The organism is Thiomicrospira sp. WB1, from assembly GCF_001507535.1.
In the GTDB taxonomy this organism is placed as follows: Bacteria; Pseudomonadota; Gammaproteobacteria; order Thiomicrospirales; family Thiomicrospiraceae; genus Hydrogenovibrio.
Window position 1 is genome coordinate 73467 of sequence record NZ_LQBN01000002.1, and the last position, 26564, is coordinate 100030.

Below are 26564 nucleotides of genomic sequence, written 5' to 3' on the forward strand. Positions count from 1 at the left end.
AAGACTTTTAAATTGGCGTAATTATGGGATAATTGCCGCCCGGAATTTTTATTGCCTGGCCAATGGGGCAAAGCGGCTTCAGTCGCTTTTGACGCCAGCCAGCAGACAACAGGATCAATGGTGGACAAGCATGGATGAAAACAAACGCAAAGCTCTGGATGCGGCCCTGGGTCAGATTGAAAAACAATTCGGCAAAGGCTCGATCATGCGCATGGGCGATGCCGGTGTGGCGCGTGACATCGCATCGGTGTCGACCGGCTCCATCGGTCTGGACATTGCGTTGGGCATCGGCGGTCTGCCACGAGGGCGTGTTGTGGAAATTTATGGCCCGGAATCTTCCGGGAAAACCACGCTGACATTGCATGCGATTGCAGAAATGCAAAAGCAGGGGGGTACCGCCGCGTTTGTGGACGCCGAGCACGCACTGGATCCAATTTATGCGGAAAAGCTGGGGGTTGACGTCGACAACCTGCTGGTTTCACAGCCGGATACCGGTGAGCAGGCATTGGAAATTGCTGATTCATTGGTGCGCTCCGGCGCGGTCGATATTGTGGTGGTGGATTCGGTGGCTGCCCTGACACCCAAAGCCGAAATCGAAGGCGATATGGGGGATTCTCACATGGGGCTTCAGGCACGTCTGATGTCCCAGGCGCTGCGTAAACTGACGGCGAACATCAAACGCACCAATACGTTGGTGATTTTTATCAACCAGATTCGGATGAAGATCGGGGTGATGTTCGGCAACCCGGAAACCACTACCGGCGGGAATGCGCTGAAATTTTATTCGTCGGTGCGTTTGGATATTCGTCGCATCGGGGCGATCAAAAAAGGCGAAGAGATTCTCGGCAACGAAACCCGGGTCAAAGTGGTCAAAAACAAGGTGTCGCCCCCGTTTAAACAGGTCGAGTTTGACATTCTTTATGGCCAGGGCATTTCTCGGGAAGGCGAGGTGATTGATTTGGGCGTCAAGGAAAAGCTGATCGACAAAGCCGGTGCCTGGTATTCCTACAATGGCGAAAAAATTGGCCAAGGCAAGGATAATGTGCGTCAGTTTTTGAAAGACAATCCCGAGACGTACGAGACTTTGCAGGCCCAGTTGTTGGAAAAGCTGCTGCCCCAGTCGAATAAAGACAAAGGGGATGCGGCCGCGGAGAGCTGATTGCAACGCAACGAATCGTTAGAGACGCCGCTCGAACAAGAAGCATTGCGTGCCGAAACCCAGGAAAAGGCTGTGCAGCTTCTGGCACGCCGGGAACACGGGCGGCGCGAACTTGCCTTTAAGTTAATGCAGAAGCTTCCGGCTCTGCAAGATCAACCAGGCCTGGTAGAAAGTGTGCTCGATCATTGCCAAGCACAGGGCTGGCTGGACGAGGCGCGCTTTGTGGAAGCGGCGGTGCGAGAGCAAATGCAACGTCGGCAAGGCCCCTTTAAAATCCGCCACTGGTTGCGCCAGCGCTGTGAACAGGATGTGTTGATTGACGCGCATCTGGCGTATGAGACCGAGGTTTGGGTCAGCCTGGCTCAGGAAGCCCTGGCCAAAAAATACGGTGCCGACTGGCTTGATCAGGCGAAAGGTGACCGAAAACAGCAGCAGCGAGCCCAGCGTTTTCTGCATTCTCGCGGTTTTGACGGCGACCAGATCCGTCGGGCCCTCAACAGTGAATTTTAAATTTTGACGATTTTAGGAAATGGACGTTAGATCATGACCAGTGCAGAACTGAGAAAGGCTTTTTTGGACTTTTTTGCCGAGCGTGGCCACGAGGTGGTGCACTCAAGCCCGGTGGTGCCGGCCAACGACCCCACCTTGTTATTCACCAATGCCGGCATGGTGCCGTTCAAAGAAACCTTTCTGGGACAGGAAAAACGTCCTTACCAGCGCGCGACCAGCGTGCAGCGGTGCATTCGGGCCGGAGGCAAGCACAATGACCTGGAAAATGTCGGTTACACCGCCCGTCACCACACCTTTTTTGAAATGCTGGGTAATTTCAGTTTTGGGGATTATTTCAAGCGTGAAGCCATTCAGTACGGCTGGGAGTTTCTGACGCAGACATTGGGGTTGCCTGAAGACAAGCTCTGGGTGACGGTGTTTGAAGAAGATGCCGACGCGGAAAAAATCTGGCTGGAGGAAATGGGGGTCAGCCCGGAACGTTTTTCGCGCTGTGGCGCCAAAGATAACTTCTGGTCCATGGGCGAGACGGGGCCCTGTGGTCCCTGTTCAGAAATTTTTTATGACCACGGCCCGGACGTGGCCGGTGGGCCGCCGGGTTCCCCAGATGAAGACGGGGATCGTTACATTGAGATCTGGAATCTGGTGTTCATGCAGTTTGATCGTGCCAGCGATGGCACCTTGACGCCGCTGCCCAAGCCGTCCGTGGATACCGGCATGGGGTTGGAACGCCTGGCTGCGGTCATGCAACATCAGCACAACAATTATGACATCGACCTGTTTAAAGCCATTGTGGCCAAAGCGAGTGAGTTGACCGGTGAAAAGGATCTATCACACGCCTCTTTGCGTGTGATTGCCGATCACATTCGTTCCTGCGCGTTCATGATTGTGGATGGTGTCTTGCCTTCCAATGAGGGACGGGGGTATGTGTTGCGTCGCATCATTCGCCGTGCGATCCGTCATGGTTATAAGCTCGGTCAGGAAAAGCCGTTTTTCCATAAGCTGGTCCCGGTTCTGGTTGAGCAGATGGGGCAGGCGTATCCGGAGTTGGCGGAGGCACAGGATAAAGTCATCAAGGCCCTTTCGCAGGAAGAAAACCGGTTTGCGGAGACCCTGGACCATGGCATGAAGATTCTGGAAGCGGATATCGCCGACCTGTCGGGCAAGACCATTTCCGGTGACACCGCTTTTAAACTCTATGATACCTATGGGTTTCCCCTGGACTTGACCGCCGATGTGGCGCGTGAACGTGGTTTGAGCGTGGATGAGGCCGGATTTGAAGCGGCCATGGCCGAGCAGCGTGCCCGGGCACGCGAAGCGAGTCAGTTTTCAGCTCAAGGCAATGTGTCGGTGGATTTTGATGAGCCCACCACGTTTGTTGGTTATCACGCTGATCAGGCGGATGCGCAGATTCGAGCCCTGTTTGTGGAGGGCGAAGCCGTAGACGTTCTGGAAGAAGGTCAGCAAGGAATCGTGGTGCTGGATCGCACACCGTTTTATGCCGAATCCGGCGGTCAGGTGGGTGATTGCGGCAGCCTGACCGAAGGCATGCACAGTTTTCATGTGAACCAGTGTTTCAAACAGGGGCAGACCTGGTTGCACCTTGGTGAAGCCACGGCTGGCAAACTCGAAGTTGGCCAATCGGTGGAAGCGCGCATTGATGTGGCAGCACGACGAGCCAGTGAACGCAATCACTCGGCCACGCATTTGCTGCATGCTGCCTTGCGCACGATTCTGGGCACGCATGTGGCCCAAAAAGGGTCACTCGTAGTGCCGGATCGTTTGCGTTTTGACTTTTCGCACTCCGAGCCGATTGCGCCGGAACAGTTGTTGCAGATTGAAAAACTGGTCAATGATCACATCATGAACAACCGACGCGTGGTCACCGAAGAAATGGACATTGAAGCCGCCAAAGCCAAGGGGGCGATGGCGTTGTTCGGAGAAAAATACGGCGATGTGGTGCGAGTGGTCGATATGGGCGAGTTCTCGATTGAGCTGTGTGGCGGCACGCATGTCTGCGCCACGGGCGAAATCGGCCCCTTCCGCATTGTGGGTGAAACAGGGATTGCTTCCGGTGTCCGCCGCATTGAGGCCGTGACCGGTCAGGCGGCCTGGGACGCCATTTATCGCAATGATGAAACCCTGCTGCGAGCCGCGCAACACCTGAAAACCGATCCAGAGACCCTGGCGACCAAAGCCGAACAACTGGTGTCGGAGCAAAAAGAACTGGAAAAGCAGCTTAGACAGTTGCAGGCCAAGCTGGCATCCAGTCAGGGGGATGACTTGGCGTCACAGGCGCAGGAGATCGATGGCATCAAGGTATTGGCCGCGCAACTCGAAGGCGCCGACACCAATACGTTGCGCGATACGTTGGATAAACTCAAGGATAAATTGGCGCCGGCGGCGGTGGTGCTGGCTGCGGTGAACAATGACAAGGTCACACTGGTGGCCGGGGTGAGCAAAGAGGCAACGGATCGCATTCAAGCCGGGCCATTGGTCAACCATGTGGCGCAGCAGGTCGGTGGCAAGGGCGGTGGACGTCCTGATATGGCGCAGGCTGGCGGCAAAGATCCGGCGGCGTTGCCTGGTGCGCTGGCTTCGGTAAGTGACTGGGTTAAAACTCAGTTGTAATCATATCAACGCAACCCCGGTACCTGCCGGTGCCGGGGTTTTTGTGTCTGTAAGGATCGAGCATAGATGGCACTGATCGTTCAAAAATACGGCGGCACCTCGGTAGGAAGCATTGAGCGCATTCAACATGTGGCGCAAAAAGTTTGCCGTTCGGTGGCCAATGGTGACCAGGTGGTGGTGGCGGTTTCCGCCATGAGTGGCGAGACCAACCGTCTGACGGCGATGGCAAAGGAAATCCAGAAGCAGCCGAACCGGCGTGAAATGGATGTGCTCCTGACCACGGGTGAGCAGGTGACCATTGCACTGTTGTCGATGGCACTGGAAGCACAGGGTCAGCCTGCGATTTCCTATACCGGGTGGCAGGTGCCGATTCACACCAATGATGTCCATGCCAAGGCGCGCATCGAGTCCATCGAAGCCGACAAAATTCACTGGCAGTTAAGTCAGGGAAAAGTGGTTGTCATTGCCGGTTTTCAGGGGGTGACGGATCAGGGTGATATTTCCACGCTGGGCCGGGGCGGTTCGGACACCACCGCGGTGGCGCTGGCAGCGGCACTGAATGCCGATGAATGTCAGATTTACACTGATGTGGATGGGGTGTACACAACCGATCCCCGTGTGGTCTCGGAGGCCAAGCGTCTGGAAATGGTCACGTATGATGAAATGCTTGAGCTCGCCAGTCTGGGGGCGAAAGTGTTGCAGATACGGTCGGTCGAGTTTGCCAGCAAATATCAGGTGCCTTTGCGCGTGCTTTCTTCCATGCAGGAAGGGGGCGGGACCTTACTGATCAGTGAAGAAGAATTTGAGGAAAGAGCCATGGAAAAGCCATTGATTTCGGGCATTGCCTTCAGTCGGGATGAAGCCAAGCTGATGGTGCTGGGCGTGCCGGATGAACCGGGCATAGCCTACCAGCTGTTGGGACCGGTGTCGGAGGCAAACATTGAAATCGACATGATCATTCAAAACCAGAGTGTGGATGGCACCACGGATTTTACGTTTACCGTGACCCGAAACGATTTGGCTCAGGCCAAGGCGTTGCTGGAGGCGACCGCTGAGCGTTTGAATGCACGCCAGGTGCTCAGTGACGACTCAATCGCCAAACTGTCCATGGTGGGGATCGGCATGAAATCCCATTCCGGTATTGCCAGCAATATGTTTAAAACCCTAGCTGAACACCAAATCAACATTCAAATGATTGGCACAACCGAAATCAAAATATCGGTGGTGATTGATGAAGGGCGACTGGATGAAGCCGTGCAGGCCCTTCACAGTGCCTTTGAATTAGACCAATAATCAAGAGCGATGGTTGGTTTGATTTTTTGTCAAAGACCTTGTTGCAAGGTATACTATCGCGTTTTTCTGACCCAACATAAATGAGTCGTGCTATGCCAAACATTACCCTTCCGGATGCGTCCGTCAAAACTTATGCCAACCCGGTGAGCATTGAAACCATTGCTCAGGACATTGGAGCAGGCCTGGCAAAAGCCACGGTGGCCGGTCGCATCGATGGCCAGTTGGCTGATACCTGTGACCAGGTGGATCACGATGCCTCGGTGGAAATGGTGACGCTTAAGGATGACGATGGCCTGCACATTATGCGTCACTCCTGTGCGCACTTGTTGGGGCATGCGCTCAAGCAGTTGTATCCGAACGCAAAAATGGCCATCGGTCCGGTGATTGACAATGGCTTTTACTACGACATTGATCTGGAAGAAAAGATCACCCCGGAACATCTGGGCGCGATTCAGAAACGAATGAAAGAATTGGCCAAGACCAAGTATCCGGTGGTGAAAAAAATGACGCCACGCGACGAAGCTCTGGCGATTTTTCGTGAACGGGGTGAGGATTACAAAATTGAGCTGATCGAAGCCATGCCGGACGAAACCGAGTTTGGCCTGTATTACCACCAGGAATACATTGACATGTGTCGTGGCCCACATGTGCCGCACATGGGCTTTATCAAAGCGTTTGCACTGACCCATGTAGCGGGTGCTTACTGGCGTGGGGATTCGGATAACAAAATGTTGCAGCGCATCTATGGGCTGGCGTTTGCGGACAAACAGGCCTTGAAAGATTACCAGCACATGATGGAAGAGGCCGAAAAACGTGACCATCGCAAGCTCGGTAAGCAGCTGGATCTGTTTCATGTGGATGAGCTGGCCCCGGGGATGGCGTTCTGGCATCCGAAGGGCAGCACGCTGTACCGGGTGGTGGAAGATTACATGCGTCAGCAGTTGCGCCTGAATGGCTATGAAGAGATTCGCACCCCGTTGATCATGGATCGTTCTCTCTGGGAGAAATCCGGTCACTGGGACAAGTTCAAGGACAACATGTTTACCACCGAGACGGAAAACCGGGATTATGCCGTCAAACCGATGAACTGTCCGGGGCACATCCAGGTTTATAACCGTCAGCTCAGCAGTTACCGCGATTTGCCGATTCGTCTGGCCGAGTTTGGTCTGGTGCACCGTAACGAGCCATCCGGGACCCTGCACGGTCTGATGCGGGTGCGCTCCTTTACCCAGGACGATGCGCACATCTTCTGTACGCCCGATCAGATTGAACAAGAGGTTCAAGCGTGTATTGATCTGGTTTATGAAACCTATCAGGACTTTGGCTTTGACCAGATCGAGGTGAAGTTTTCCACGCGCCCAGACAAGCGTGTTGGGTCGGACGAGGTCTGGGATCAGTCGGAAGCGGCGTTGGAATCCACGCTTAAAAAAGCCGGTCTTAATTATGCGCTGCAACCCGGTGAAGGTGCATTCTATGGGCCGAAGATCGAATTCCAGCTGAAAGACTGCATCGGCCGTGTCTGGCAATGCGGCACCATTCAGTTGGACTTTTCCATGACTCAGGCCGAACGGTTGAATGCGGTTTATGTCGGGGCGGACAATGAGAAGCATCACCCGGTGATGATCCACCGGGCGATCCTTGGGTCGCTGGAACGCTTTGTCGGCATCCTGGTGGAACATTACGAAGGTAAGTTCCCAACCTGGTTGGCACCGGTGCAACTGGTGCTGGCGTCCATTTCCGATGTTCACAATGATTATGTGACCCAGTTTGCCAAAAAATTGCAAAAACATGGATTTAGAGTGGAAACGGACTTGAGAAATGAGAAGGTTGGGTTTAAAATCCGCGAACACACATTAAATCGTGTGCCCTATATCCTGGTCGTGGGCGACAAAGAAATGGAAAATGACACCATTAATGTCCGCGCCAGAGGCGGAGAGAATTTAGGCAGTTTGACGTTTGACCAGCTTTTGGATCAGCTGAACAACGACATTGCCCGCCTGGGTCGCGTTGATTAATGATTTGTAAACAGGAGGAGAGACGCTATCGCAGTTAGAAGAGGTCGTGGCCGACCACAAAAACCAGAAGCCCCGAAAGATAATGTTAATGATCGCATTCGAGCCAAAGAGGTTCGTCTGATTGCTTCGGATGGCGAGCAGGTCGGTGTGGTACCAATCGAAGAAGCCCTGGAAACCGCACGCGATGCGGAACTGGATCTGGTCGAAATTTCTGCAAAAACCAATCCGCCTGTTTGTCGCATCATGGACTATGGTAAATACCTTTACCAGCAGCAAAAGAAAAAGCATGAAGCGAAGAAAAAACAAAAGCAAGTCCAGGTCAAAGAAGTCAAATTCAGACCCGGGACCGAAGAAGGGGATTATCAGGTCAAGCTGAAAAAGCTGATCAAATTCCTGGAAAAAGGTGACCGTACCAAGGTGACCATCTGGTTCCGAGGACGAGAAATTACCCACAAAGAACTGGGTATGAAGGTACTGGAACGCGTGCGCGATGATCTGTCGGATCTGGCGACCGTGGAACAGATGCCGAAAATGGAAGGCCGATCCATGCAGATGATGATGGCGCCGATTAAGCGCTGATTCATCGACTGCCTTTCATCAAACGATGACAATAACTGGGGGTTTGGCGTTGTGCCGACCTTCCGGTGCAGCTCTTCAGTGCTGTTGATTGTCGAGTGCAGAGTGGCTCTGCACCCTTTTAAACTGATGACCTGTCTGGTCTGAAGCAGCCGGGTCGAAAATGGAGTTTTAGCCATGCCTAAAATGAAAACCAATAAAAGCGCTCAAAAGCGTTTTAAAAAGACCGGTTCCGGTCGCTACAAGTGCAAGCAAGCTCACTTGCGCCATATCCTGACCAAAAAGTCGACTAAACGTAAGCGTCAGCTACGTGCGCCCAGCATGATCCACGATCGTGATGTGGCAATGGTTCGTCGCATGTTGCCCTACGCATAAGGAGAAGGACAATGGCAAGAGTTAAACGAGGCGTGATTGCACGCAAACGACATAAGAAAGTTCTAAAGCAGGCCAAAGGCTATTACGGTGCACGTCGTAAAGTCTTCCGCGTTGCCAAGCAGGCGGTAATCAAAGCCGGTCAGTACGCCTACCGTGACCGTCGTCAGAAAAAACGTCAGTTTCGACGTTTGTGGATTGCCCGTATCAATGCGGCTGCCCGCGCAAATGGCATGACATACAGCCGCTTTATTTCCGGTTTGAACAAAGCGGGAATTGAAGTGGATCGTAAAGTTCTGTCTGACATCGCCATTCACGATGCGCCCGCTTTTTCTGCGATGGTGGAAAAAGCCAAAGCGGCGTTGGCTTGATTGGCCGTTGACTGAGACACATCGGTGCTCAGTGAGCTTTGTTAGAAAAACCGCCTCTGTGCGGTTTTTCTGATTTAAGGTCATGGAAATCCCAAGCATTACGTTTCATTGATTGAGTCCTTTTCCATCACAGGCTTTTGCAGGCTGGTGATGCAAACGGATTTGGATCGCCCGCTTGGCGGGTAGGGCACACAAAAGGAAAATACGCATGCAAGATTCCTTGAATGAACTGGTCGAAGAGGCCAAAGGCGCCATCGATGCGGTGGACGATCTGGCGGAACTCGATCAAATTCGGGTGCGCTTTTTGGGCAAAAAAGGCGCTCTGACCGCAATGATGAAAACACTGGGCCAACTTCCTCCGGAAGCAAAACCCAAGGCTGGACAAAAGATCAATGAAGCCAAGCAATCGGTTCAAGCACTGTTGAGTGAACGCAAGCAACGCCTTCAGGACCAGAAACTGGCCCAGCAGTTGGCGTCGGAATCGTTGGATGTCACTTTGCCCGGACGCGGGGCTGATCTGGGCCATGTCCACCCGGTCACACAGACATTGCAGCGCATTGAAGCCATTTTTGCCAAGGCCGGTTTCGACATTGAAACCGGCCCGGAAGTGGAAGACGACTGGCACAACTTTGAGGCGCTCAATATTCCGGAAACGCATCCGGCCCGAGCGATGCATGACACGTTTTATTTTGATGCCCAGACATTGCTGCGCACGCACACCTCCGGTGTTCAGATTCGTACCATGGAAAACCGTCAGCCTCCGATGCGTGTGATCGCGCCGGGGCGCGTGTATCGTTGCGATTCCGACCAAACTCATACGCCGATGTTCCACCAGGTGGAAGGCCTGATTATCGAGTCGGAAGCGACCTTTGCCCAGTTACGCACGCTGATCATTGAATTTTTGCGCCAGTTTTTCGAAGACGACGCGTTGAAAGTGCGTTTCCGCCCGTCGTATTTTCCGTTCACCGAGCCATCGGCTGAAGTGGATATTTCCACTCGTCTGTTTGGGGATGGGCGCTGGATTGAGGTGCTGGGATGCGGGATGGTGCACCCCAATGTACTGAAAAACGTCGACATTGACAGCAATGACTACACCGGCCTGGCCTTTGGTCTGGGGGTTGAACGACTGGCCATGCTTCGTTATGGCGTTCGGGATCTTCGTCAGTTCTTTGAAAACGATTTACGTTTTTTGAAACAGTTTTAAGCAGTGAGTGGTAACCAATGAAAGTAAGTGAACGCTGGTTGAGAGAATGGACGAATCCTGATCTGACAACCGATGCCCTGGCAGAGCTGTTGAGTCTGGCTGGCCTGGAAGTGGACGCCGTTGACCCGGTTGCCCCCGATTTTGAACAGGTTGTGGTGGGGGAAGTGGTGTCGGTGGCAAAGCACCCCGATGCGGACAAATTGAATGTCACTCAGGTTGAGGTGGGTCAGGGCGAACCGTTGCAGATCGTCTGCGGTGCCCCGAATGTGACCCAGGGCATGAAGGCCTGTTGCGCTCAGGTGGGCGCGGTCTTGCCGGGTGATTTTAAAATTAAAAAAGCCAAGCTCAGAGGCGTACCGTCTCATGGCATGCTGTGCGGCGCAACCGAACTGGGGTTGCCCGATGATGGCAGTGGCGGTTTGATGGTGTTGCCGCCCGATGCGCCGGTGGGTGAAAACGTGCGCGACTATCTGGCACTGAATGATCACGTCATTGACATTGATCTAACGCCCAACCGTGCGGATTGTTTGAGTGTGTCCGGTCTGTCACGTGATTTGGCTGCCATGGCCAATACCGCCTGGCAGCGACCGTTTGAACTGGCCGAACAGCCGGGTCAAGGCCTTTGTGAGCAGGCCGTCACGGTGTCTCACTCCGAAGCCTGTCCCAAATACCTGGGGTGCATGTATGAAGGGTTTGATCCGACGGCAGACACCCCTTTATGGATGCGTCAGCGTTTGCAACGCAGTGGTGTGACGCCAAAAGCTTTGATGGTGGATGTCACCAATTATGTGATGTTGGAGCTGGGGCAGCCGCTGCACGCGTTTGATGCCGATGCCTTGCAGGGCACGGTGACTGTCCGCTGGGCCCAGTCCGGTGAAAAAATGGTCACACTGGAAGACAAAACCGTGACGCTGGACGCAAACACACTGGTGATTGCCGACTCGCAGGGGCCTGTGGCACTGGCCGGCATTATGGGCGGGCGTGATTCTGCGGTGACAGAGGGAACGCAGCGCGTTTTCTTTGAATCGGCCCATTTTGCTCCGAGCGCGATCATTGGCAAAGCACGGGCTTACGGACTGCATACCGATGCGTCACATCGGTTTGAGCGTGGCGTGGATCCGGCTTTGCCTGAAGAGGCACTGGACCGGGTTCAACAGCTGCTGCTGAGCATTGCCGGAGGCCGTTTCAGTGAACGTGTTGCGTGCGTTAATGCCGAACATTTGCCGAAAGCCACTACGATTGAGATGCGTCCGTCCGCCATCAATCAACGTTTGGGCACTCAGATTTCACCGGTGGACATGCAAGCGATTCTGGCGCGTCTGGCGTTTTCGGTGCAGGGCGATGCGCAGACCGAGACTTGGACGGTTACCTGTCCGACCTGGCGCTTTGATATGACCATTGAAGCCGACCTGATGGAAGAGATCGGTCGTATCCACGGCTACAACCATTTGCCCGAAACACCGGTAACAGCGCCCATGCGATTGCCGCATGTGCCAGAAACCGAGCAGGAAGTTAATCTGCTTCGCCGCGCTCTGGTGCAGCGTGGTTATTACGAAGTGATGACGTATTCCTTCATTTCTGAAGCCCGTCACCGCCAGTTGACCCCGGAAATTGAGCCGTTGGTGCTGCAGAATCCGATTTCCGATGACATGAAAGTCATGCGCGCCTCCCTTCTGCCAGGTCTGTTGGCGACCGTGGCCTATAACCAGGCGCGGCAGCAGGGCCGAGTGCGTTTGTTCGAGTCCGGACGGGTGTTCCTGCCCGAGACGGATCGCCTGCAACAGGTCGAGCGATTGGGCGGTGTCGTCACCGGCCTGGCTCATCCACGCGGATGGGAAGGCCAGGACCGGCCGGTTGATTTTTATGACCTCAAAGGCGATGTGGAAGCGTTGCTCAATATGAACGGTCTGCTGGAACAGATTCGTTTTGTGGCAAGCGAACTGAAGAGTTTGCATCCTGGGCAATCGGCCGACATTGTTCGCGGGGATTCGCGCATCGGTTATTTGGGGCAGCTGCACCCAAAGCTGAGCCGAGACATGGACTTGCAATGGCGGGTGTTTGTGTTTGAACTCGAACTGGATGCATTGCGCGAAAAACCCTTGCCTCAGGCGGAAACCATCTCCCGTTTCCCTGCGGTGCAACGGGATCTGGCGTTTGTGATGCCGCAAGCACAACCGGTTCAGGCACTGAAAGATGCGATTGCCTTAGTCCCCAGTGACTGGTTGCGTGCCGTGGATATTTTTGATGTGTATCAAGGTGAAGGACTCGCGGATGACGAAAAAAGCGTGGCCCTGTCATTGCACATGCAACGCACCGATCGGACGCTGGAAGACGCGGAAGTGGAAGCCTTGATCTCTGCCGTGATCGAGAAAGTTGGCGAGACCACGGGTGCGCGTCTTCGTGATGACGCCCATTGATTTCAGTTAGAAAAGGGGACTAAAATGGCCTTGACGAAAGCAGATATTGCCCAGACACTGAGTGACACGTTTGGCTTTAACAAGCGTGAATCGAAAGAATTGGTGGAAGAGTTTTATCAGGAAATGTCAGATGTGTTGGAGCAGGGTGAGCAAATCAAACTGTCCGGGTTTGGCAATTTTGAACTGAAAGACAAAAATGCCCGTCCCGGCCGCAATCCGCGCACCGGTGAAGACGTGCCGATTTCGGCACGGCGTGTGGTGACCTTCAAGCCCGGCCAGAAACTGCGGGCCCAAGTGGACAATTATGGCGAAAATTAAGGCCTATCATAGCTTTGAACAGCTTGACGCTGATCTGCCGGAAAAGAAGTACTTTACCATTGGTGAGGTCAGCGAATTTTGCCAGTTGAAATCGCACGTGCTGCGTTATTGGGAGCAGGTGTTTCCGCAGCTGGAACCCAATAAACGTCGAGGCCGCCGTTATTATCAGCGCTCGGATGTGGCATTGGTATTTGAGATCAAAAACCTGCTGCATCAGGAAGGCTTTACCATCCCCGGCGCCAAGGCAAAGCTGAATGAGGCGCGTAAGCAGCCGCGTCAAAGCAATGCCTCGCCCGCGCTTAAACAGCTTTATCAAATTAAAGAAGAACTTCAGGTTTTTCGATCTTATCTGAATCAGCGCTATTAAGCGCGCCTCTCTGAGAGTCGTGTCACATGGCCCGACAGACCCGGGATTACTTTTCCACTTTATGCAGAATTAGATTGCGGATCATTTCATCCAGAGCGTGATCAAAGGGCTGGTCTCGATTGGTCTGGGTGAAGACGTTGTGTGAGGCCACCACTTTGTAGTCGCGGTATTGCGAGTGCGGATCACTGACCAGGTATTTACCCAGTTTTTCCAGGTAGCCGGCATCCAAGTGAATGGTTTTGAAGGTGGGGTGACCTTGTTTTCCCAACACGATCAGTACATGATCATTGAAATTGTGGGGGCGTGTTTTCAGGTGCATGCTGATCCTTTTTTGACCAGGCCTGGTGAAAACCAAAGCAATCGCTTTGGGGGAGACCTGTTTTTTTATTCAACTCGATCGTATGAATCGTCGTCTTCGTCGAGTGGTGCGGTTTCGGGGTATTTCAGTCGCCACACTCGAATAAATTTATCAGGATCAAGGCGTTGTTGCAATAAACGAATCGCTGCGATGTATTGATCAATGTAGGCATAATTGTAACGGCGCAGACTCTGCCAGAGGTGCCGGTATTTTTTGGGCAGAAAATCACGAAAATGCGGTACCAGTCCGAATTCGCCTTCTGCGCGTCGAATGCGGTCCATGACTTCCAGGCGTGCCTGATAGCGAAATTTTTGTTCGTACTGATCAATGAGTTTGCCCAGTCCGTAGACAACGAACGCCGTCACCAGAAAACTGAGCACAAAGTGACCGCTCAGAAACGCACCGAGCAGGGTGAAACTGACCAGCAGCAAAGCGCTCATCGGCAGAGTCATGGCAAACAACCAGGCCTGGTTGCCTTTGACTTCGTCCGTGACCGTTCTCAGGTCGAAATCATCCACGTTGACCGTTTGTAGACGCTTGAGCATGGTTTCCGCATCTGGAATGTCGGTGGTATTTTCGTCGTTGTCGGTTTGCGGTGGCAATTCGGATTGGGTGGGATCGTTGCTTTGAGCCATGTGATCGGTTCCGTTAAGATCGAGAGCGTTTGGGTTGCGCCGCCTGAGGGCAGCGGACGGTGTGGCGCTGATGTGTTTCAAGGGCATAAGCCGTCAATTTGCCGCCCCACAGGCACCCAGTGTCGGTGGCGTGAACATTAAACGCGTCCATGGCGCCCAGGGTTGACCAGTGGCCGAAAAAGATCGGCCAGTTGCGGGTTTGTCGCTGCTTAAAGGCAAACCAGGGAGCGCTGTCGGTGGTCGCGTCGGCTTCGGGCACTGGATGTTGGGGGGCGGATTTGTTGGCAAAATCGAGTGCTCCCTGCGCATCACAATAGCGCATGCGCACGAACGCATTGACGATGTAGCGCTGCCGAGCCATCCCTGTGAGGTTGTCCGACCACTGCTGTCCTTTTTTATCGAACAATGCCATCACAAACGTGTCCCAGTCTGGCCGCTGTAAAGCTGTCTCGATTTCAGCAGCATAGGTTTTGGCTTGGTCAAGATTCCATTGGGGGGGGATGCCGGCGTGTACCATGACCGCACTCTGTTCGTGGATCAGCAGTGGTTGCTGACGGAGCCAGTTTACGTAATCCTGAACGTTGGGATGGTTCAGAATGTCACTGAGTGTGTCAGTTTTGGATTGATAGCGGGTCAGGCCTGCGTAGGCGGCGAGCAGATGAAAGTCATGGTTGCCGAGCACCATGCGGGCGTGCCCTTGTTCAGAGGCGTTTTTGACAAAATCGAGGCAGGCCAGCGAGTCGGGACCGCGGTTGATGACATCCCCGGCAAACCACAATCGGTCCTGACGGGGATCGAAATCAATCTGAGACAGCAGCGATTCGAGCGGTTCAAAGCAACCCTGCAGGTCGCCGATCACATACGTGGTCATAAGCCCTCCTCGAGACTGAGTTGGTTGCTGATGCGCACAAACGCGTCCACATTAAGTTGCTCGGCCCGTAAAGCGGGGTCAATGCCCAGTTCGGTCAGTAACGCCGCAGTGATAATCGGCTTGAGGTTGTTACGCAACGTCTTGCGCTTTTGGCCAAACGCCTGTTTGACCACGTTTGCCAACCGGTTCGGATCGGTGGCTTCAATGGCGTGCGTCCGACGCGGTTTGAGTCGCACAATGGCTGAGTCCACTTTCGGTGGTGGTGTGAAATTAGCCGGGCCGACATCAAACAGGTGTTCGGTTTCACAGGCGTATTGCATCATCACGCTGAGTCGCCCGAACGTCTTGCTGCCTGGCTGAGCACAGATGCGCTCCACCACTTCTTTTTGCAGCATAAAATGCATATCAATGATCGAATCGGCATAGGTCATCAGATGGAACAGCAGCGGACTGGATATATTATAAGGAAGGTTGCCCACCACCCGCAAAGACGGCTGGTTTTCCTCGGTTGTTATTAATTGTGCGTAATCAAAATTCAATGCATCGGCGGCATGCAGATGAAATGCGGGATGCGTGCCAAACTGCCGGTTCAGTCCGGGGAGCAGATCCCGGTCGATTTCAATGATGTCGAGGTGATCGACTTGTTCCAGTAGGGGGCCGGTTAATGCGGCTTCACCCGGTCCGATTTCCACCATGTGGTCATCGGGCTTGGGCGCAATGGCCTTGATGATCCGGTTCACGACCGCTTGATTGTTGAGGAAGTTCTGGCCGAACTGTTTTTTATGCTGATGACTCATGCTGACTGAGCAGCCCTGTTCTGACTCATTTCGCCGGCAACCTGCAAAGCGTATTCAAAACTGTTGATGTCTGCCTGACCGCTTCCGGCCAGATCCAGCGCTGTGCCATGGTCCACAGAGGTGCGAACGAACGGCAAGCCGAGTGTGACATTGACCGCGTTGCCAAAACCGACGTATTTTAGGACCGGCAGGCCCTGATCATGATACATGGCCAGAAAGGCATCGGCTTTTTTGAGGTTGTGCGGGTGAAAAATCGTATCGGCGGGCAAAGGGCCGGTCAACTGCATGCCGGCCTGCTGGCGCAGTCGGTTCAGCACAGGGTGAATGACGTCGATTTCTTCGCGCCCCAGGTGGCCGTCTTCTCCGGCGTGCGGGTTAAGTCCCATGACGTAAATATTGGGTGCGGTCAGTCCGAAATCGACCCGCAGGCTCTGTTCCAGGATCGTGAGAACGTTTTCCAGGCGCTTCGGGGTGATGGCGTCGGCCACCTCGCGCAATGGCAGGTGCGTGGTGACCAGTGGCACGCGCAACCCCGGGGTGGCGAGCATCATCACCACCTGAGCCACGCCGGCCCGTTCGGCCAGAAATTCAGTATGACCGGTAAATGGCTGTCCGCCTTGATTGATAATACCCTTGTGAATGGGGCCTGTGACCATGGCATCGAATTCATCGTTGAGACAACCGTCAGTGGCCCGAGTCAGCATGGACAGCACGTAGGCGCCGTTTTCAACCGCCAGTGTGCCCGGCGTGACGTCGGTCTTTAAGGGTTCGTGCAGGCACACCAGGGTGCCTGCACGGTGCGGGCGGGGCGGTTGAGCCGGGTCATAGTCGGAGAGTTCAAGCGGCAGGTTCATGCGCCGGGCCGTCTGAGAAAACAGCTGAGCATCGCCCAGAGCCACCCATTCATAAGGTCTGGCCTTTTGTGCCAGCTTGACCACCTGTTCCGGGCCAATGCCCGCCGGTTCTCCTGACGTGACAATCAGGCGCGGACAGGCATCACTCACGTCCCAGCTCCTTCAGCGCGAAGTTTGTCCAGGCGGATGTCGATGATGGCTTGATCTTTCAAGCGTCTGAGCCAGACATCAAAGCTTTCATTGGCCTTCTGTCGGCGCAGTGTTTCAATCGCCTGCTGGCGTTGATCCTGCGCATTGGGATCGGTCTGTCGGGTTTGATCCAGATAAAGGATTTCCCAACCTTCCTGCGTGGCATAGGGGCGGGCGGCTTCACCCGGTGACAGTTGTTCGACCAGGCGGGCATGCGTAACCGAGAGTTCGTCCAGTGTTAACCAACCCATGTCTGAATTGGCATTGACGCTGGCCGGCATGTCTGGATAGTCACCTTTAAGGGTTTCAAAGTCTGCGAGAGAGCCGATGCCTTGAGCAACCTCCACCAGGGATTGGGGCGGTTTTGACTGCTTTGCGGCATCGTCCGACAGAATCAGAAAACGGTGCAAACGGTACTGGTCGACCAGAGCCTGGTCATCGGTGCGTCGCTTGTCTTCAAGCTTGATCAGATGGTAACCCACGGGGCTGCGAATGATGTCAGACACTTCTCCCGACTGCAACTGGGTGGCCACGGCCGTGAAAAAAGTGGGGATCTGATCCTGGGTCAACCAACCGAGGTCGCCCCCTTCAAGAGCGTTCTGGCCGTCGGATGATGATGCGGCAACGGATTCAAAAGACTGCCCCTGAAGAATGCTCTGGCGAAGCTGTTCGATTTCCTGGCGGGCCTGATCACGTTCTTCGGTGGTCGGGGCTTCGGGCAGGCTGATGAGCAGGTGACGCAACCGGTATTCATAGGCGGTGTCGATCAGTGCCTGACGTTGCAGGTAACGTTCGATTTCATTTTCGGTGACCTGGGTGCGAGCGAGGACTTCGGTTTCCTGCAGCTTTTGAAAGAGCATCTGTTCACGGATGCGTTCACGAAATTGGGCAAACCCTTGAGGTTGCTGGCGATTGAGGTTGTCGCGCAACTGCGCCAGGGTGACGTTGTTTTGTCGGGCGATCTGCTGCATTTGTTCGAGTACGGCCTGGTCACCGACCTGTAGCCCCAGTTGCTGGACGCGTTGCATCTGCAGGCGCTGCAGAATCATTCGATCCAAGACCTTTTCCACCAGTTCGCGTTGGCTGGGCATGGCAATGTTCTGACGGCGCAGATCCTGCCTTGCTTGCGCGACCCGCTGAGCCAGTTCGCTCTGCAGAATGATTTCGTCATTGACCACCGCAATGATCTGATCCAGCAGTTGTGTGTTTTGCGCCGAAGCACTGGCAGGCACGCTCCCGATCAGGAGCAGGGTTGTCAGGCATGCGGCCAGCCAGCGGCGTGGTTTTGACCAGGCCTGGTGGTCGAAATAAGCGAAGGCGTTGATTTGTTTCATGCGTGTTCTCTTGGTTTGGCCCCGTCCTCTCGCGGTCCGGGCGGTCAGAAGTTCAGCTCATCGTTTAAAAACTGATTAAAAGGCGTGCCCATGCCACTTAAGCCTTTGAGTTCGATCAAATACATTATGCTGTAATTATACAAGCCATTGTCAAGCTCTGTCTGTTTGATCGACAGCTCTGTGGCCCAGCAACAGTCGTCATAGCGCAGGGCGTAGCGTGACTCGGTGTTACGGTCGGCGGCAAAATCATAATTGAGGTAACCACCGGCCGACCAGGTTGGGGTCACCTGCCAGAAGGCGCCGGCCACCAGATCTTCTCGCTCATTGGATTCACCACGGTTGGTCAGGTTGTGCGCCATCAGTAACTGAAAGCGGTCCTGATGCTGGTATTTGACCCGGCTGCTGGCACTGATCAGGCTCTGGTCGTCGCGGTCGTACTGGCTGGTGGAGGCAAACCGGACCGGACCGGCCTGAAGGCCGAGCTTGACGAAATAATCCGATGTGCTAAGCCGATTGGCGTCGCGTTCGTCTTCACTGTCGTTTAGCGTGACCTTGCGATCTTGCAGGTAGTAAATTTGGCCAATACCTGCTTCCGCCAATGGGCGGCCATCACGGGTGAGAAACCGGGTGGTCAGTGCGGCGGTGACTTGCTGGGTGTCACCGAAGCGGTCAACTCCGCTGAAGCGGTTGTAGCTGAACAGGTTGCTGAAATGCAGCGAGCGCCGGCCGGTGTCAAACAAGGGCTGTTGGCTTTGATTGACATAAGGCACATACAGGTACTGCAGTTCCGGTTCCAGTGTTTGGGTGAGGGCGGTGTCGCCCAGAGCGAGATCCCGTTCAAAAATCAGGTTGCCACGCAGGGCGTACTGGGCGGCTTGGGTTTGTTCACGCTGAGTGTCCGCTTGTGACGGCGTATTCACATCGTAAGTGACGTGATGCCAGCGTGTTTCGGCTTTTAAACGACCGTAAGGTCGAAACAGTTCGTAGCGTAAGCCGGAGGTGAGGTGATCACGCCGACCTTCAGGGCGGTTATGGTCGCTGCCCTGGATTGCAAACTCAGTGGTATTGAGGCCCAGATCCAGATTCAACCCCGGGGTGAGTTGGCTGATTTCGGAGGGGCGATATTGAACCGTGATCTGCGGGCGTTTTTCGTAGTTGAGAACGTCGCTGTCGCGAAGTTTGAGGTAATCCTGCAAACGGATCCCCGCGTTTAAGTCGCCTCGAGAGGCACTGAGCTGAAGGTGTCGAGGCACATAGGTGACCGTGTCCAGTCTTGAATCCAGTGGCACATCGCTGTAGAGGTACTCATCGGACAGTTCCTGCCAGTTGATATGGCTTTGAACGCCTTCAGCCCACTGCTGACGCCCTTCGAATTTGGCACGCCAGCGGGTGTCAATTTTGTCGCCGTAATAGACGTTGCCTTGATCGTCCAATCTGGCCAGGCCCTCACTGGCTGTGAGGTTGTCATTGAGCGCGCTCAGGGTCAAAACGCCCTGATGCGCCGGCTGGCGATAGCGGAATTCGTTATCCAGCACCAGCCCCCGCTTTTCCATGGCGATGGCAGTGAGGGTGTCGTCGTAGTGCGGCGCCAGGTTGAAATAATAGGGCACGGCCAGATAGGACTGGCTGGCTTCCTGGGTTAGAGATTGATGACCGCCGAAGCGCGGAAACAAAAAGCCCGTGGCACGCTCATCCATGGGGAAGTTGATGTAGGGGGTGTAAAACACCGGCACTTCGTGAAAGTGCAGCCAGGTATCGTAGCCGTAAATCCGACGTTTGGCATTGTTGATGTCGAGTTCGCCAAAGGTAAGCGTCCAATCGTATGTGCCGTTTTCCCGGGTCAGCGGCTCGGATTGAAACAGGCGTTTTTCCAGTTTGCAGGTGGTAAACCCCGCCTCGGTGAGTAATGCCTGATCGGCGGCCTGGTCAAACGTAATGCGCGCTGCGTGACCATGCGCACGGGAAGATTTGAACTGAAAGCGTGCCTGATCGAGCGTGGCGACCTCGCTGACCTGATTTAAATCGGCGCGCTGCCCTGTCGCGATCAGATCAGGGCGCTGCAGAACCACCTGACCGAACAGCTGGGCGGTTTGTTGATCACGTTGCAGTCGAGCCCGGTCTGCCAGAATGACCAGGCCTGGTTGGGTGAGCCGGACCTGGCCGGTCAGATCATATTCGAGCGAGTGCGGTTGTGAAACAAAATCGGCCTGAGCGGTGTTGGGTCCCGGTTCGGTGGCCACTTCAACGGGCGGCGCAATCCAATCGGGTGCGCAGTTGGACTCGGTTTGCGCTAGAATAGGCTGGCTAAACGCCATCCCGGTCAGGCCGCTCAAGGCCATCACCCAGTGACTCAGGCGGGTGCGCTGAAACGGTTTCGGTCGAATAGAAAGCGTGGGTGCGTGACGGAATCGAGCCATGGCCTCGGGGATGAAATGACTAAAAATCGCTATTCTATCAGCAATGACAGCAATTCACAGACACAGATTATGAGTTTACCCCAATCAAATGCCGCATCAATGGTGAGCGGTTCGTCGACTTTGGTTAAGGATGATCGTTTGCAGGCACTGATTCAGTGGCTGGCCACGTCCCAGCAGGTATCAAAACCGACCCAGTTGGCACCGGCCTCGGCGGATGCCAGTTTTCGGCGTTACTTTCGCACTCAGGATGCCGACAGCGGACGTACTTATGTGATTATGGATGCCCCACCGGACAAAGAGGACACCGGCCCGTTTGTGCGTGTCAGCAGGCAGCTGGATGACATGGGCATTACGGTGCCGCGGGTGTTGGAGGCCGACGAGGAACAGGGATTTTTATTGCTGACGGATCTGGGGCAGACCACGTTTTTGTCCGGCGTCAATGAAGACAGCGCGGACCGTCTTTACCGTGCGGCCTTGCAAACGCTGGTGCGGCTGCAGTCGCAAGGCATGTCAATGGCAGAGGGGCTGCCGGCTTATGATGCGGCGTTGCTGGACCGAGAAATGACGCTGTTTTCGGACTGGTTGCTGGGCGAGCAGTTGCAGTGGTCGTTGACAGATTCTGAACGGCAGGGCTGGCATCAGGTGAAGCAGACGTTGAGTCAGGCGGCATTGGCGCAGCCTACCGTGGCGGTGCATCGGGATTACCACAGCCGCAATCTGATGCTGGACGCCGATGACCAGGGCGGGCTGGGCGTTCTGGATTTTCAGGATGCGGTCAAAGGACCGCTGACCTATGATGCCGTGTCGCTGTTGCGCGATTGTTATGTGCGCTGGCCGGATGAAGCGGTCAACGAATGGCGCCGTTTTTATTTTCTGTCGCTGGTCGAGGCCGGGCTGCAGGCCCGGCGTGACTGGGATGATTTTGTGCTTGCCTTTGATTTGATGGGCATGCAACGTCACCTCAAAGCCGCTGGCATTTTTGCGCGTTTGTGGCACCGAGACGGCAAAGCGGGCTACCTGGCGGACATTCCCAATACGCTCTCTTATCTGTATGAGGTCGGCCAGTTGTATGCCAAACGACCGGGCATGCGTTGGTTATTGGACGCGCTGGAAAGTCGGGTATTGCCCGAATGCGATGCGCTGCGGGAGGCTGGGTGAGTTCGTCCAAACCTCTCAGCACGGCCATGATTCTGGCAGCTGGACGCGGGGAGCGCCTGCGCCCGATCACCGATACCTGCCCCAAGCCCTTGGTCGAGGTGGGCGGACAGCCGCTGATCGCCTGGCACCTGCAGGCATTGGCGGCGGCCGGGATTGAACAGGTGGTGATCAACCATGCTTGGCTGGGTGAGCAAATCGAACAGACCCTGGGCTCGGGCACCCAATGGGGAGTGAGTATTCATTATTCGCCCGAACCGCCAGGCGGGTTGGAGACGGCTGGCGGGGTGGCCCATGCGCTGCCTCTGATTGAAAAGGTCAATCATGAACCAGAGGCGCCGTTTATGCTGATCAATGGCGATGTGTTTTGTGCGTTTGACTTTACTCCCTGGCAGGCCAACCCGCCTTTAGTCGGTGACCGGCAGGCGCATCTTGTGCTGGTGCCCAAGCCACCGGAAAAGTCCGAAGGCGATTTTGGCTTGCAAGCCGATCAAGTCACTCAGACCGGAGACTGGACCTTTTCAGGGCTGAGCGTGATGCGCCCGGCCTTGTTTGCTCCCTGGCGCGGTGAGTCTCAGCGTCACGCGCTGGCCCCGCTATTGCGGGCGCAGATGGCAGAGGACCGGGTCTCGGGCGAGATTTTTCGGGGGCGCTGGTTGGATGTGGGCACCCCTGAACGTTTGCAAGCGCTGCGCGCTTCACTGTGATCAAAAGGAGATGAAATCATGTTGATGCTTGTGTCCCCCGCCAAGAAACTGGATGAATCCCCGGCGCCTAAAAACGTGACGGCTTCCGAGCCCATTTTGCTGGATCAAGCGGCGCAGCTGATGCAAACCCTGAAACCACTTGGCCCGGTGGACATTGCGCAGTTGATGAAGCTGAGTGATGCGCTGGCGGAACTCAATTACGAGCGGTTTCAGGCCTGGCAGGTACCGTTTGATAAGAAAGCGGCCAAGCAGGCCGCGTTTATGTTTCAGGGCGATGTTTATCAGGGCTTGGCGGCAGAGCGGTTGTCTGAATCTGCATTGAATTACCTGCAAACGCACTTGCGAATTCTGTCGGGGCTTTATGGCGTGTTGCGACCTTTGGATCGCATGCTGCCCTATCGGCTGGAAATGGGAACCAAGTTGGCCACAGAACGGGGCAAAAACCTGTATGAGTTTTGGGGCGATCGCATCACGAGCGTTCTTAATGAAACGCTGGCCGACTTGGACAGTCGGGTGGTGGTCAATCTTGCATCGAATGAATATTTCAAAGCGGTGCAAAAAAAGAAACTGAACGCTCAAGTGATTACCCCGCAGTTTAAGGACTGGAAAAACGGTCAATACAAGATGATCAGCTTTTATGCCAAAAAAGCCCGCGGACTGATGGCGCGTTATGCGGCCGAACAGCAAGTTGAGCAGGTGGAAGACCTGAAATATTTTGATCTGGATGGCTACGGGTTTGCGCCGGACCTTTCCAATGAAACGAACTGGGTCTTTACGCGTCGTCAGGACGGATGAGTCGCCCCGTCTGTCCTCACTGCCAGCGGTTGCAGGCGCTGTGCCTTTGCGACGCGCTGGTGTCACAATCGCCCGAAGTTCGGGTCTTGTTTTTGCAACATCCGCTGGAACAACGCCATCCCAAAAACACTGCGTGGCTGACGCACCTGTGTTTGGCTGGCAGTCGATTGGAGGTGGGGGAGCGATTCGATCCGGTGACTTTGCAGCGTTGGCTGTGTCCGGCGCCTGGCGTTCAGAGTGTGTTGCTCTATCCGCCCGATGCAGCCGGTGGTGGCCCTGTCTGGTCAGGCAGTGAAAACCGTCAGCCGCACGCCTTGTCTTCGCTGCAACTGGTGGTGTTGGATGGGACCTGGAAGAAAACCAACCGTATGATTTATCAGAATCCGGCTTTGCAGGCGTTGCCACGCTATCCATTGCCGGAACAAGGTTATTCGCGTTATCAAATACGACAGGCCAGGCAGTCTCATCAGCGCTCGACGCTCGAGGCCACGGTGCAGGCATTGAATGCGCTGGAACAGCGGCCTGATGGCTATGCGGATTTATTGCAGGTGTTGGAAGCTCTGCAGTCGCAATGGCAATCGCATCTGCCCACGTCGCCAGCCGGGCGCAACCCGCGTTAGGCGCTGTCTGACTGCGCCAGCTCCAGCATCTCCTGTGCGTGTTTGCGCGTCTGCTCGGTCAGCGTCATGCCCCCCAGCATTCGCGCCAGTTCTTCGGTGCGTTCGGAGACAGAAAGAGGGATGACCTGGGTTTGGGTTGTGCCTTTCTGTGTCGTTTTTTCAATGGCGTACTGGGTCTGAGCGCAGGCCGCAACCTGGGCCAGGTGCGTGATCGCCAAGACCTGACGGTGCTGTCCCAGTTGCTGCATGGTGCGGCCCACCACTTCGGCAATGCCGCCACCAATGCCAACGTCCACTTCATCGAAAATCAACGTAGGCAGACTGGCGACTTCCGCGCTGGCGACCTGGATAGCGAGACTGATGCGTGACAGTTCCCCCCCGGAGGCGACCTTGCTCAAGGCCTGCAGTGGCTGGCCGGGATTGGTGGTGACCTCAAAAGAGGCTTTATCCAGCCCCTGTTCTCCCGGCGTCTGAGCCGTTGTGATCTCAATCTCAAAGCGGCCTTTTTCCATGCCAAGCGTCTGCATGCGCTCACTGACGGCACGAGACAGGCGTTTGGCCGCTTTTTTTCGCGATGCGCTTAAGGCGTAGGCGGCCTTTTCATAGGCCTGCCAGGCGTCAGCCACTTTCGCTTCAAGCGCTTCCAATGAGGTCCCCTCGCCGGTCAGCTCTTGCAATTCATTTTGCAGGGCCAGATGGCGGCTTTCCAGAGCCTCGGGGTCCAGCTGGTATTTTTTGGCCAGGGCAAACAATTCGCCCAGGCGCTCATCCACAAATGCCAGTCGCTCGGGGTCGAGTGTGACCTGATGGTCGGCGTGTTGCAGGTCGTTGGCGGCTTCCGTGCAGTCAATCTGTACCGAGCGCAGTTGTTCCAGCATCGGTTCGATGGGGGCGTGGACGTTTTGAATCCCTTCGAGGGCCGCCACGGCGGCGGCGATTCTTTCAGAGGCGCCGCCGTCGCCGTTGAGGAGGTCCTGGCCCTGTAACAAAGCCTGTTTGATGTCATGGGCGTGGGACAACGTCTGTTGTTCGGCAGATAATTGTTCGTATTCTTCGGCCAGCGGCGCGACCCGGTCAAATTCGCTCAGTTGGAATGTGAGCAGTTCAATGCGACTCTGGCGATCGGCTTGATTCTCACGGTGTGCCGCCAGGGTTTGTTGCTGTTTTGACCAGGCCTGGTAGGTTTGCATGGTTTCGGTCAGCTTGGCGTCGTGTTGCGCGTAGGCATCGATCAGGGCGAGCTGTTCGCGGCTGTGCGTCAGGCTTTGGTGCTGATGCTGACCGTGGATGTCAATCAGCAGAGCGCTGAGCTGTTTCAACTGAGCCACGGTGGCAGGCAGCCCGTTGATGTATGCTTTGGAGCGTCCTTCTTTGCTCAGGGTGCGTCGCAGCAGGCAGTCGCCCTCGGCATTGAGTTCCTGTTCGGCCAACCAGGCTTGTGCCGCAGGCACGTTCTGAATGTCAAAATCGGCGGTGACATCGGCTTTGTCGGTGCCGTGGCGAACCAGTCCAGCATCGGCCCGATTGCCCAACGTCAGCCCAAGCGCATCCAGCAAAATCGATTTCCCGGCCCCGGTTTCACCGGTCAGAGTGGTAAAGCCTGCGGTAAATTCCAGATGCAGGCGGCTGATCAAGGCGAGGTTTTGGATGGTTAAGGCTTGTAACATTAAAACTTCTGTCCCCAGTTGAGTTTGGCGCGCAAGAGTTTGTAGTGATCATGTTCCTTGGGATGCACCATTTTGATGAATTTGGGATGACGGGTGACATGGGTTTCGGTGCCCGCGCTGAACTGATAGGTCACCTGCCCGTCGCAAATGATCGAGGCAGTGCCACAGCAGTTTTCGTGCGGGCGAATCAGTATCTGGCTGTCCCCCGAAGTGACAATTGGACGGTTGCTCATGGTGTGCGGGTTGATCGAGACCAGGGTGACCACGTTCAAGTCGGGTTCGATGATGGGGCCGCCAGCCGACAGGGCGTAGGCGGTCGATCCGGTGGGGGTGGCAATGATCAGGCCGTCGGAGCGCTGGCTGTTGAGAAAGCGTCCATCTATGAAAGTCTCAAACTCGATCATGCGTGGGGAATCGTTTTTGTGCAGCACCACGTCATTGAAAGCGACGTCCCGGTAGAGGGCTTTGCCATCTTTCTTGATCAAAACTTCCAGCAGAGTGCGTTCTTCGCATTCGTAGTTGTTGGCCAGCACTTCGTCCAAGGTGATCATCATGTATTCGGGCGATACATCGGTTAAAAAGCCCAGTCGACCCAGGTTAACCCCCAGCACCGGCACATCATAATCCACCAGAGCACGGGCCACGTCCAGAAAGGTGCCGTCACCGCCGACCACCACCGCAAAATCGATGCGTTCCAGCAGTTCTGTTCTGGGAGCCAGCGTTATCCCGTAGCGATCCACCGGAAAGTCTTTGCAGGAGGAGGCATCCAGCAGAACGTCTTTTTTGTGGGTCTGAAAGTATAAGACCAGCTTGTCGATCAGCTCCCAGGATTGGATGCCGTTGTATTTGCCAAAAATGCCAATGGTTTGAAACATGTCTGTTCTGCCGTTGAAAAATGTCGAAACGCCCCCATAATAACGTTTCATGTCCGGTTT

Annotated in this window: 25 protein-coding genes; 16 read left to right on the top strand and 9 right to left on the bottom strand. The window is 55.0% G+C overall.

Translation table 11 applies throughout. The features are described from left to right. Positions 1 to 130: 130 nt before the first annotated feature. From recA to AVO41_RS04840, 12 genes are all read left to right on the top strand, one after another. Positions 131 to 1159 (top strand): recombinase RecA, encoded by a 1029-nt coding sequence (recA, locus tag AVO41_RS04785; RefSeq protein ID WP_068583542.1) that lies wholly within the window; start codon positions 131 to 133, stop codon positions 1157 to 1159. Then, positions 1160 to 1669 (top strand): regulatory protein RecX, encoded by a 510-nt coding sequence (locus AVO41_RS04790; RefSeq protein WP_068583545.1) that lies wholly within the window; start codon positions 1160 to 1162, stop codon positions 1667 to 1669. It begins immediately after the preceding gene. A gap of 33 nt (positions 1670 to 1702) precedes the next feature. Next, positions 1703 to 4297: an alanine--tRNA ligase gene (gene alaS, locus AVO41_RS04795; protein WP_068583548.1), complete on the top strand. Its 2595-nt coding sequence runs from the start codon at positions 1703 to 1705 to the stop codon at positions 4295 to 4297. Between the two features lie 66 nt (positions 4298 to 4363). After that, positions 4364 to 5590: an aspartate kinase gene (locus AVO41_RS04800; RefSeq protein ID WP_068583551.1), complete on the top strand. Its 1227-nt coding sequence runs from the start codon at positions 4364 to 4366 to the stop codon at positions 5588 to 5590. 92 nt (positions 5591 to 5682) lie between these two features. Continuing rightward, on the top strand, positions 5683 to 7605 hold the full coding sequence (gene thrS, locus AVO41_RS04805; RefSeq protein ID WP_068583554.1) for a threonine--tRNA ligase: 1923 nt from the start codon (positions 5683 to 5685) through the stop codon (positions 7603 to 7605). Positions 7606 to 7632: 27 nt separating this feature from the next. Beyond that, the gene (infC, locus tag AVO41_RS04810; RefSeq protein WP_082676563.1) at positions 7633 to 8184 is read left to right on the top strand and encodes a translation initiation factor IF-3; all 552 of its coding nucleotides are present in this window, start codon (positions 7633 to 7635) and stop codon (positions 8182 to 8184) included. A 174-nt stretch (positions 8185 to 8358) separates the two neighbouring features. Then, a complete protein-coding gene (rpmI, locus tag AVO41_RS04815) occupies positions 8359 to 8556 on the top strand; it encodes a 50S ribosomal protein L35 (RefSeq protein ID WP_068583560.1) in 198 nt (65 codons plus the stop codon). 11 nt (positions 8557 to 8567) lie between these two features. Then, a complete protein-coding gene (gene rplT / locus AVO41_RS04820; protein ID WP_068583563.1) occupies positions 8568 to 8924 on the top strand; it encodes a 50S ribosomal protein L20 in 357 nt (118 codons plus the stop codon). Positions 8925 to 9132: 208 nt separating this feature from the next. Then, positions 9133 to 10128, top strand: a complete 996-nt coding sequence (gene pheS / locus AVO41_RS04825) for a phenylalanine--tRNA ligase subunit alpha (RefSeq protein WP_068583566.1) — start codon at positions 9133 to 9135, stop codon at positions 10126 to 10128. Positions 10129 to 10145: 17 nt separating this feature from the next. Next, a complete protein-coding gene (gene pheT / locus AVO41_RS04830) occupies positions 10146 to 12545 on the top strand; it encodes a phenylalanine--tRNA ligase subunit beta (protein ID WP_068583569.1) in 2400 nt (799 codons plus the stop codon). A gap of 24 nt (positions 12546 to 12569) precedes the next feature. Beyond that, positions 12570 to 12863 (top strand): integration host factor subunit alpha, encoded by a 294-nt coding sequence (locus tag AVO41_RS04835; RefSeq protein ID WP_068583572.1) that lies wholly within the window; start codon positions 12570 to 12572, stop codon positions 12861 to 12863. Beyond that, positions 12850 to 13230: a MerR family transcriptional regulator gene (locus tag AVO41_RS04840; protein WP_068583574.1), complete on the top strand. Its 381-nt coding sequence runs from the start codon at positions 12850 to 12852 to the stop codon at positions 13228 to 13230. The genes AVO41_RS04835 and AVO41_RS04840 overlap by 14 nt, the downstream gene beginning before the upstream one ends. Positions 13231 to 13276: 46 nt before the next feature. Here the strand turns inward: AVO41_RS04840 and AVO41_RS04845 are convergent, their stop codons facing one another. The 7 genes from AVO41_RS04845 to AVO41_RS04875 all read right to left on the bottom strand — a co-directional run bounded on the left by AVO41_RS04845 (position 13277) and on the right by AVO41_RS04875 (position 20685). Beyond that, the gene (locus AVO41_RS04845; protein ID WP_068583577.1) at positions 13277 to 13549 is read right to left on the bottom strand and encodes a hypothetical protein; all 273 of its coding nucleotides are present in this window, start codon (positions 13547 to 13549) and stop codon (positions 13277 to 13279) included. A 65-nt stretch (positions 13550 to 13614) separates the two neighbouring features. Further along, on the bottom strand, positions 13615 to 14223 hold the full coding sequence (locus AVO41_RS10765) for a hypothetical protein (RefSeq protein ID WP_068583579.1): 609 nt from the start codon (positions 14221 to 14223) through the stop codon (positions 13615 to 13617). Positions 14224 to 14236: 13 nt separating this feature from the next. Further along, positions 14237 to 15094, bottom strand: coding sequence for a symmetrical bis(5'-nucleosyl)-tetraphosphatase (locus AVO41_RS04855; RefSeq protein WP_068583581.1), 858 nt, complete (start codon positions 15092 to 15094; stop codon positions 14237 to 14239). Next, positions 15091 to 15891 carry a 16S rRNA (adenine(1518)-N(6)/adenine(1519)-N(6))-dimethyltransferase RsmA gene (gene rsmA, locus AVO41_RS04860; RefSeq protein WP_068583584.1) on the bottom strand — a complete coding sequence of 267 codons (801 nt, stop codon included), beginning with the start codon at positions 15889 to 15891 and terminating at the stop codon, positions 15091 to 15093. Before rsmA ends, AVO41_RS04855 begins: the two co-directional genes overlap by 4 nt. Beyond that, positions 15888 to 16895 (bottom strand): 4-hydroxythreonine-4-phosphate dehydrogenase PdxA, encoded by a 1008-nt coding sequence (gene pdxA / locus AVO41_RS04865; RefSeq protein WP_068583588.1) that lies wholly within the window; start codon positions 16893 to 16895, stop codon positions 15888 to 15890. Before pdxA ends, rsmA begins: the two co-directional genes overlap by 4 nt. After that, on the bottom strand, positions 16892 to 18268 hold the full coding sequence (locus AVO41_RS04870) for a peptidylprolyl isomerase (RefSeq protein WP_082676565.1): 1377 nt from the start codon (positions 18266 to 18268) through the stop codon (positions 16892 to 16894). Before AVO41_RS04870 ends, pdxA begins: the two co-directional genes overlap by 4 nt. A gap of 44 nt (positions 18269 to 18312) precedes the next feature. Then, the gene (locus tag AVO41_RS04875) at positions 18313 to 20685 is read right to left on the bottom strand and encodes an LPS-assembly protein LptD (protein ID WP_068583591.1); all 2373 of its coding nucleotides are present in this window, start codon (positions 20683 to 20685) and stop codon (positions 18313 to 18315) included. 69 nt (positions 20686 to 20754) lie between these two features. Between AVO41_RS04875 and AVO41_RS04880 the strand changes: the two genes are divergently transcribed. From AVO41_RS04880 to AVO41_RS04895, 4 genes are read left to right on the top strand one after another with little or no spacing between them, the layout of a single operon-like run. Then, positions 20755 to 21843 carry an aminoglycoside phosphotransferase family protein gene (locus AVO41_RS04880; RefSeq protein WP_235584674.1) on the top strand — a complete coding sequence of 363 codons (1089 nt, stop codon included), beginning with the start codon at positions 20755 to 20757 and terminating at the stop codon, positions 21841 to 21843. Then, on the top strand, positions 21840 to 22547 hold the full coding sequence (murU, locus tag AVO41_RS04885; RefSeq protein WP_304437701.1) for an N-acetylmuramate alpha-1-phosphate uridylyltransferase MurU: 708 nt from the start codon (positions 21840 to 21842) through the stop codon (positions 22545 to 22547). Before AVO41_RS04880 ends, murU begins: the two co-directional genes overlap by 4 nt. A gap of 18 nt (positions 22548 to 22565) precedes the next feature. Next, positions 22566 to 23342, top strand: coding sequence for a peroxide stress protein YaaA (gene yaaA, locus AVO41_RS04890; RefSeq protein WP_068583602.1), 777 nt, complete (start codon positions 22566 to 22568; stop codon positions 23340 to 23342). Next, positions 23339 to 23962: a tRNA-uridine aminocarboxypropyltransferase gene (locus AVO41_RS04895; protein ID WP_068583605.1), complete on the top strand. Its 624-nt coding sequence runs from the start codon at positions 23339 to 23341 to the stop codon at positions 23960 to 23962. Before yaaA ends, AVO41_RS04895 begins: the two co-directional genes overlap by 4 nt. Here AVO41_RS04895 and recN read toward each other — a convergent pair. Continuing rightward, positions 23959 to 25629, bottom strand: a complete 1671-nt coding sequence (gene recN / locus AVO41_RS04900; protein WP_068583610.1) for a DNA repair protein RecN — start codon at positions 25627 to 25629, stop codon at positions 23959 to 23961. The genes AVO41_RS04895 and recN overlap by 4 nt on opposite strands. Beyond that, on the bottom strand, positions 25629 to 26504 hold the full coding sequence (locus AVO41_RS04905; RefSeq protein ID WP_068583613.1) for an NAD(+) kinase: 876 nt from the start codon (positions 26502 to 26504) through the stop codon (positions 25629 to 25631). Before AVO41_RS04905 ends, recN begins: the two co-directional genes overlap by 1 nt. Between the last annotated feature and the right edge of the window lie 60 nt (positions 26505 to 26564).

Bases quoted from the DNA above. Each gene is read 5' to 3' on its own strand.
- AVO41_RS04895 (WP_068583605.1), top strand. From the start codon at position 23,339: ATGAGTCGCCCCGTCTGTCCTCACTGCCAGCGGTTGCAGGCGCTGTGC.
- AVO41_RS04800 (WP_068583551.1), top strand. From the start codon at position 4,364: ATGGCACTGATCGTTCAAAAATACGGCGGCACCTCGGTAGGAAGCATT.
- yaaA (WP_068583602.1), top strand. From the start codon at position 22,566: ATGTTGATGCTTGTGTCCCCCGCCAAGAAACTGGATGAATCCCCGGCG.
- recN (WP_068583610.1), bottom strand. From the start codon at position 25,629: ATGTTACAAGCCTTAACCATCCAAAACCTCGCCTTGATCAGCCGCCTG.
- AVO41_RS04905 (WP_068583613.1), bottom strand. From the start codon at position 26,504: ATGTTTCAAACCATTGGCATTTTTGGCAAATACAACGGCATCCAATCC.
- alaS (WP_068583548.1), top strand. From the start codon at position 1,703: ATGACCAGTGCAGAACTGAGAAAGGCTTTTTTGGACTTTTTTGCCGAG.
- rplT (WP_068583563.1), top strand. From the start codon at position 8,568: ATGGCAAGAGTTAAACGAGGCGTGATTGCACGCAAACGACATAAGAAA.
- AVO41_RS10765 (WP_068583579.1), bottom strand. From the start codon at position 14,223: ATGGCTCAAAGCAACGATCCCACCCAATCCGAATTGCCACCGCAAACC.
- rsmA (WP_068583584.1), bottom strand. From the start codon at position 15,891: ATGAGTCATCAGCATAAAAAACAGTTCGGCCAGAACTTCCTCAACAAT.
- AVO41_RS04855 (WP_068583581.1), bottom strand. From the start codon at position 15,094: ATGACCACGTATGTGATCGGCGACCTGCAGGGTTGCTTTGAACCGCTC.
- AVO41_RS04880 (WP_235584674.1), top strand. From the start codon at position 20,755: ATGAGTTTACCCCAATCAAATGCCGCATCAATGGTGAGCGGTTCGTCG.
- AVO41_RS04835 (WP_068583572.1), top strand. From the start codon at position 12,570: ATGGCCTTGACGAAAGCAGATATTGCCCAGACACTGAGTGACACGTTT.
- AVO41_RS04875 (WP_068583591.1), bottom strand. From the start codon at position 20,685: ATGGCTCGATTCCGTCACGCACCCACGCTTTCTATTCGACCGAAACCG.
- rpmI (WP_068583560.1), top strand. From the start codon at position 8,359: ATGCCTAAAATGAAAACCAATAAAAGCGCTCAAAAGCGTTTTAAAAAG.
- AVO41_RS04840 (WP_068583574.1), top strand. From the start codon at position 12,850: ATGGCGAAAATTAAGGCCTATCATAGCTTTGAACAGCTTGACGCTGAT.
- pheS (WP_068583566.1), top strand. From the start codon at position 9,133: ATGCAAGATTCCTTGAATGAACTGGTCGAAGAGGCCAAAGGCGCCATC.
- pheT (WP_068583569.1), top strand. From the start codon at position 10,146: ATGAAAGTAAGTGAACGCTGGTTGAGAGAATGGACGAATCCTGATCTG.
- recA (WP_068583542.1), top strand. From the start codon at position 131: ATGGATGAAAACAAACGCAAAGCTCTGGATGCGGCCCTGGGTCAGATT.
- AVO41_RS04845 (WP_068583577.1), bottom strand. From the start codon at position 13,549: ATGCACCTGAAAACACGCCCCCACAATTTCAATGATCATGTACTGATC.
- AVO41_RS04870 (WP_082676565.1), bottom strand. From the start codon at position 18,268: ATGAAACAAATCAACGCCTTCGCTTATTTCGACCACCAGGCCTGGTCA.
- thrS (WP_068583554.1), top strand. From the start codon at position 5,683: ATGCCAAACATTACCCTTCCGGATGCGTCCGTCAAAACTTATGCCAAC.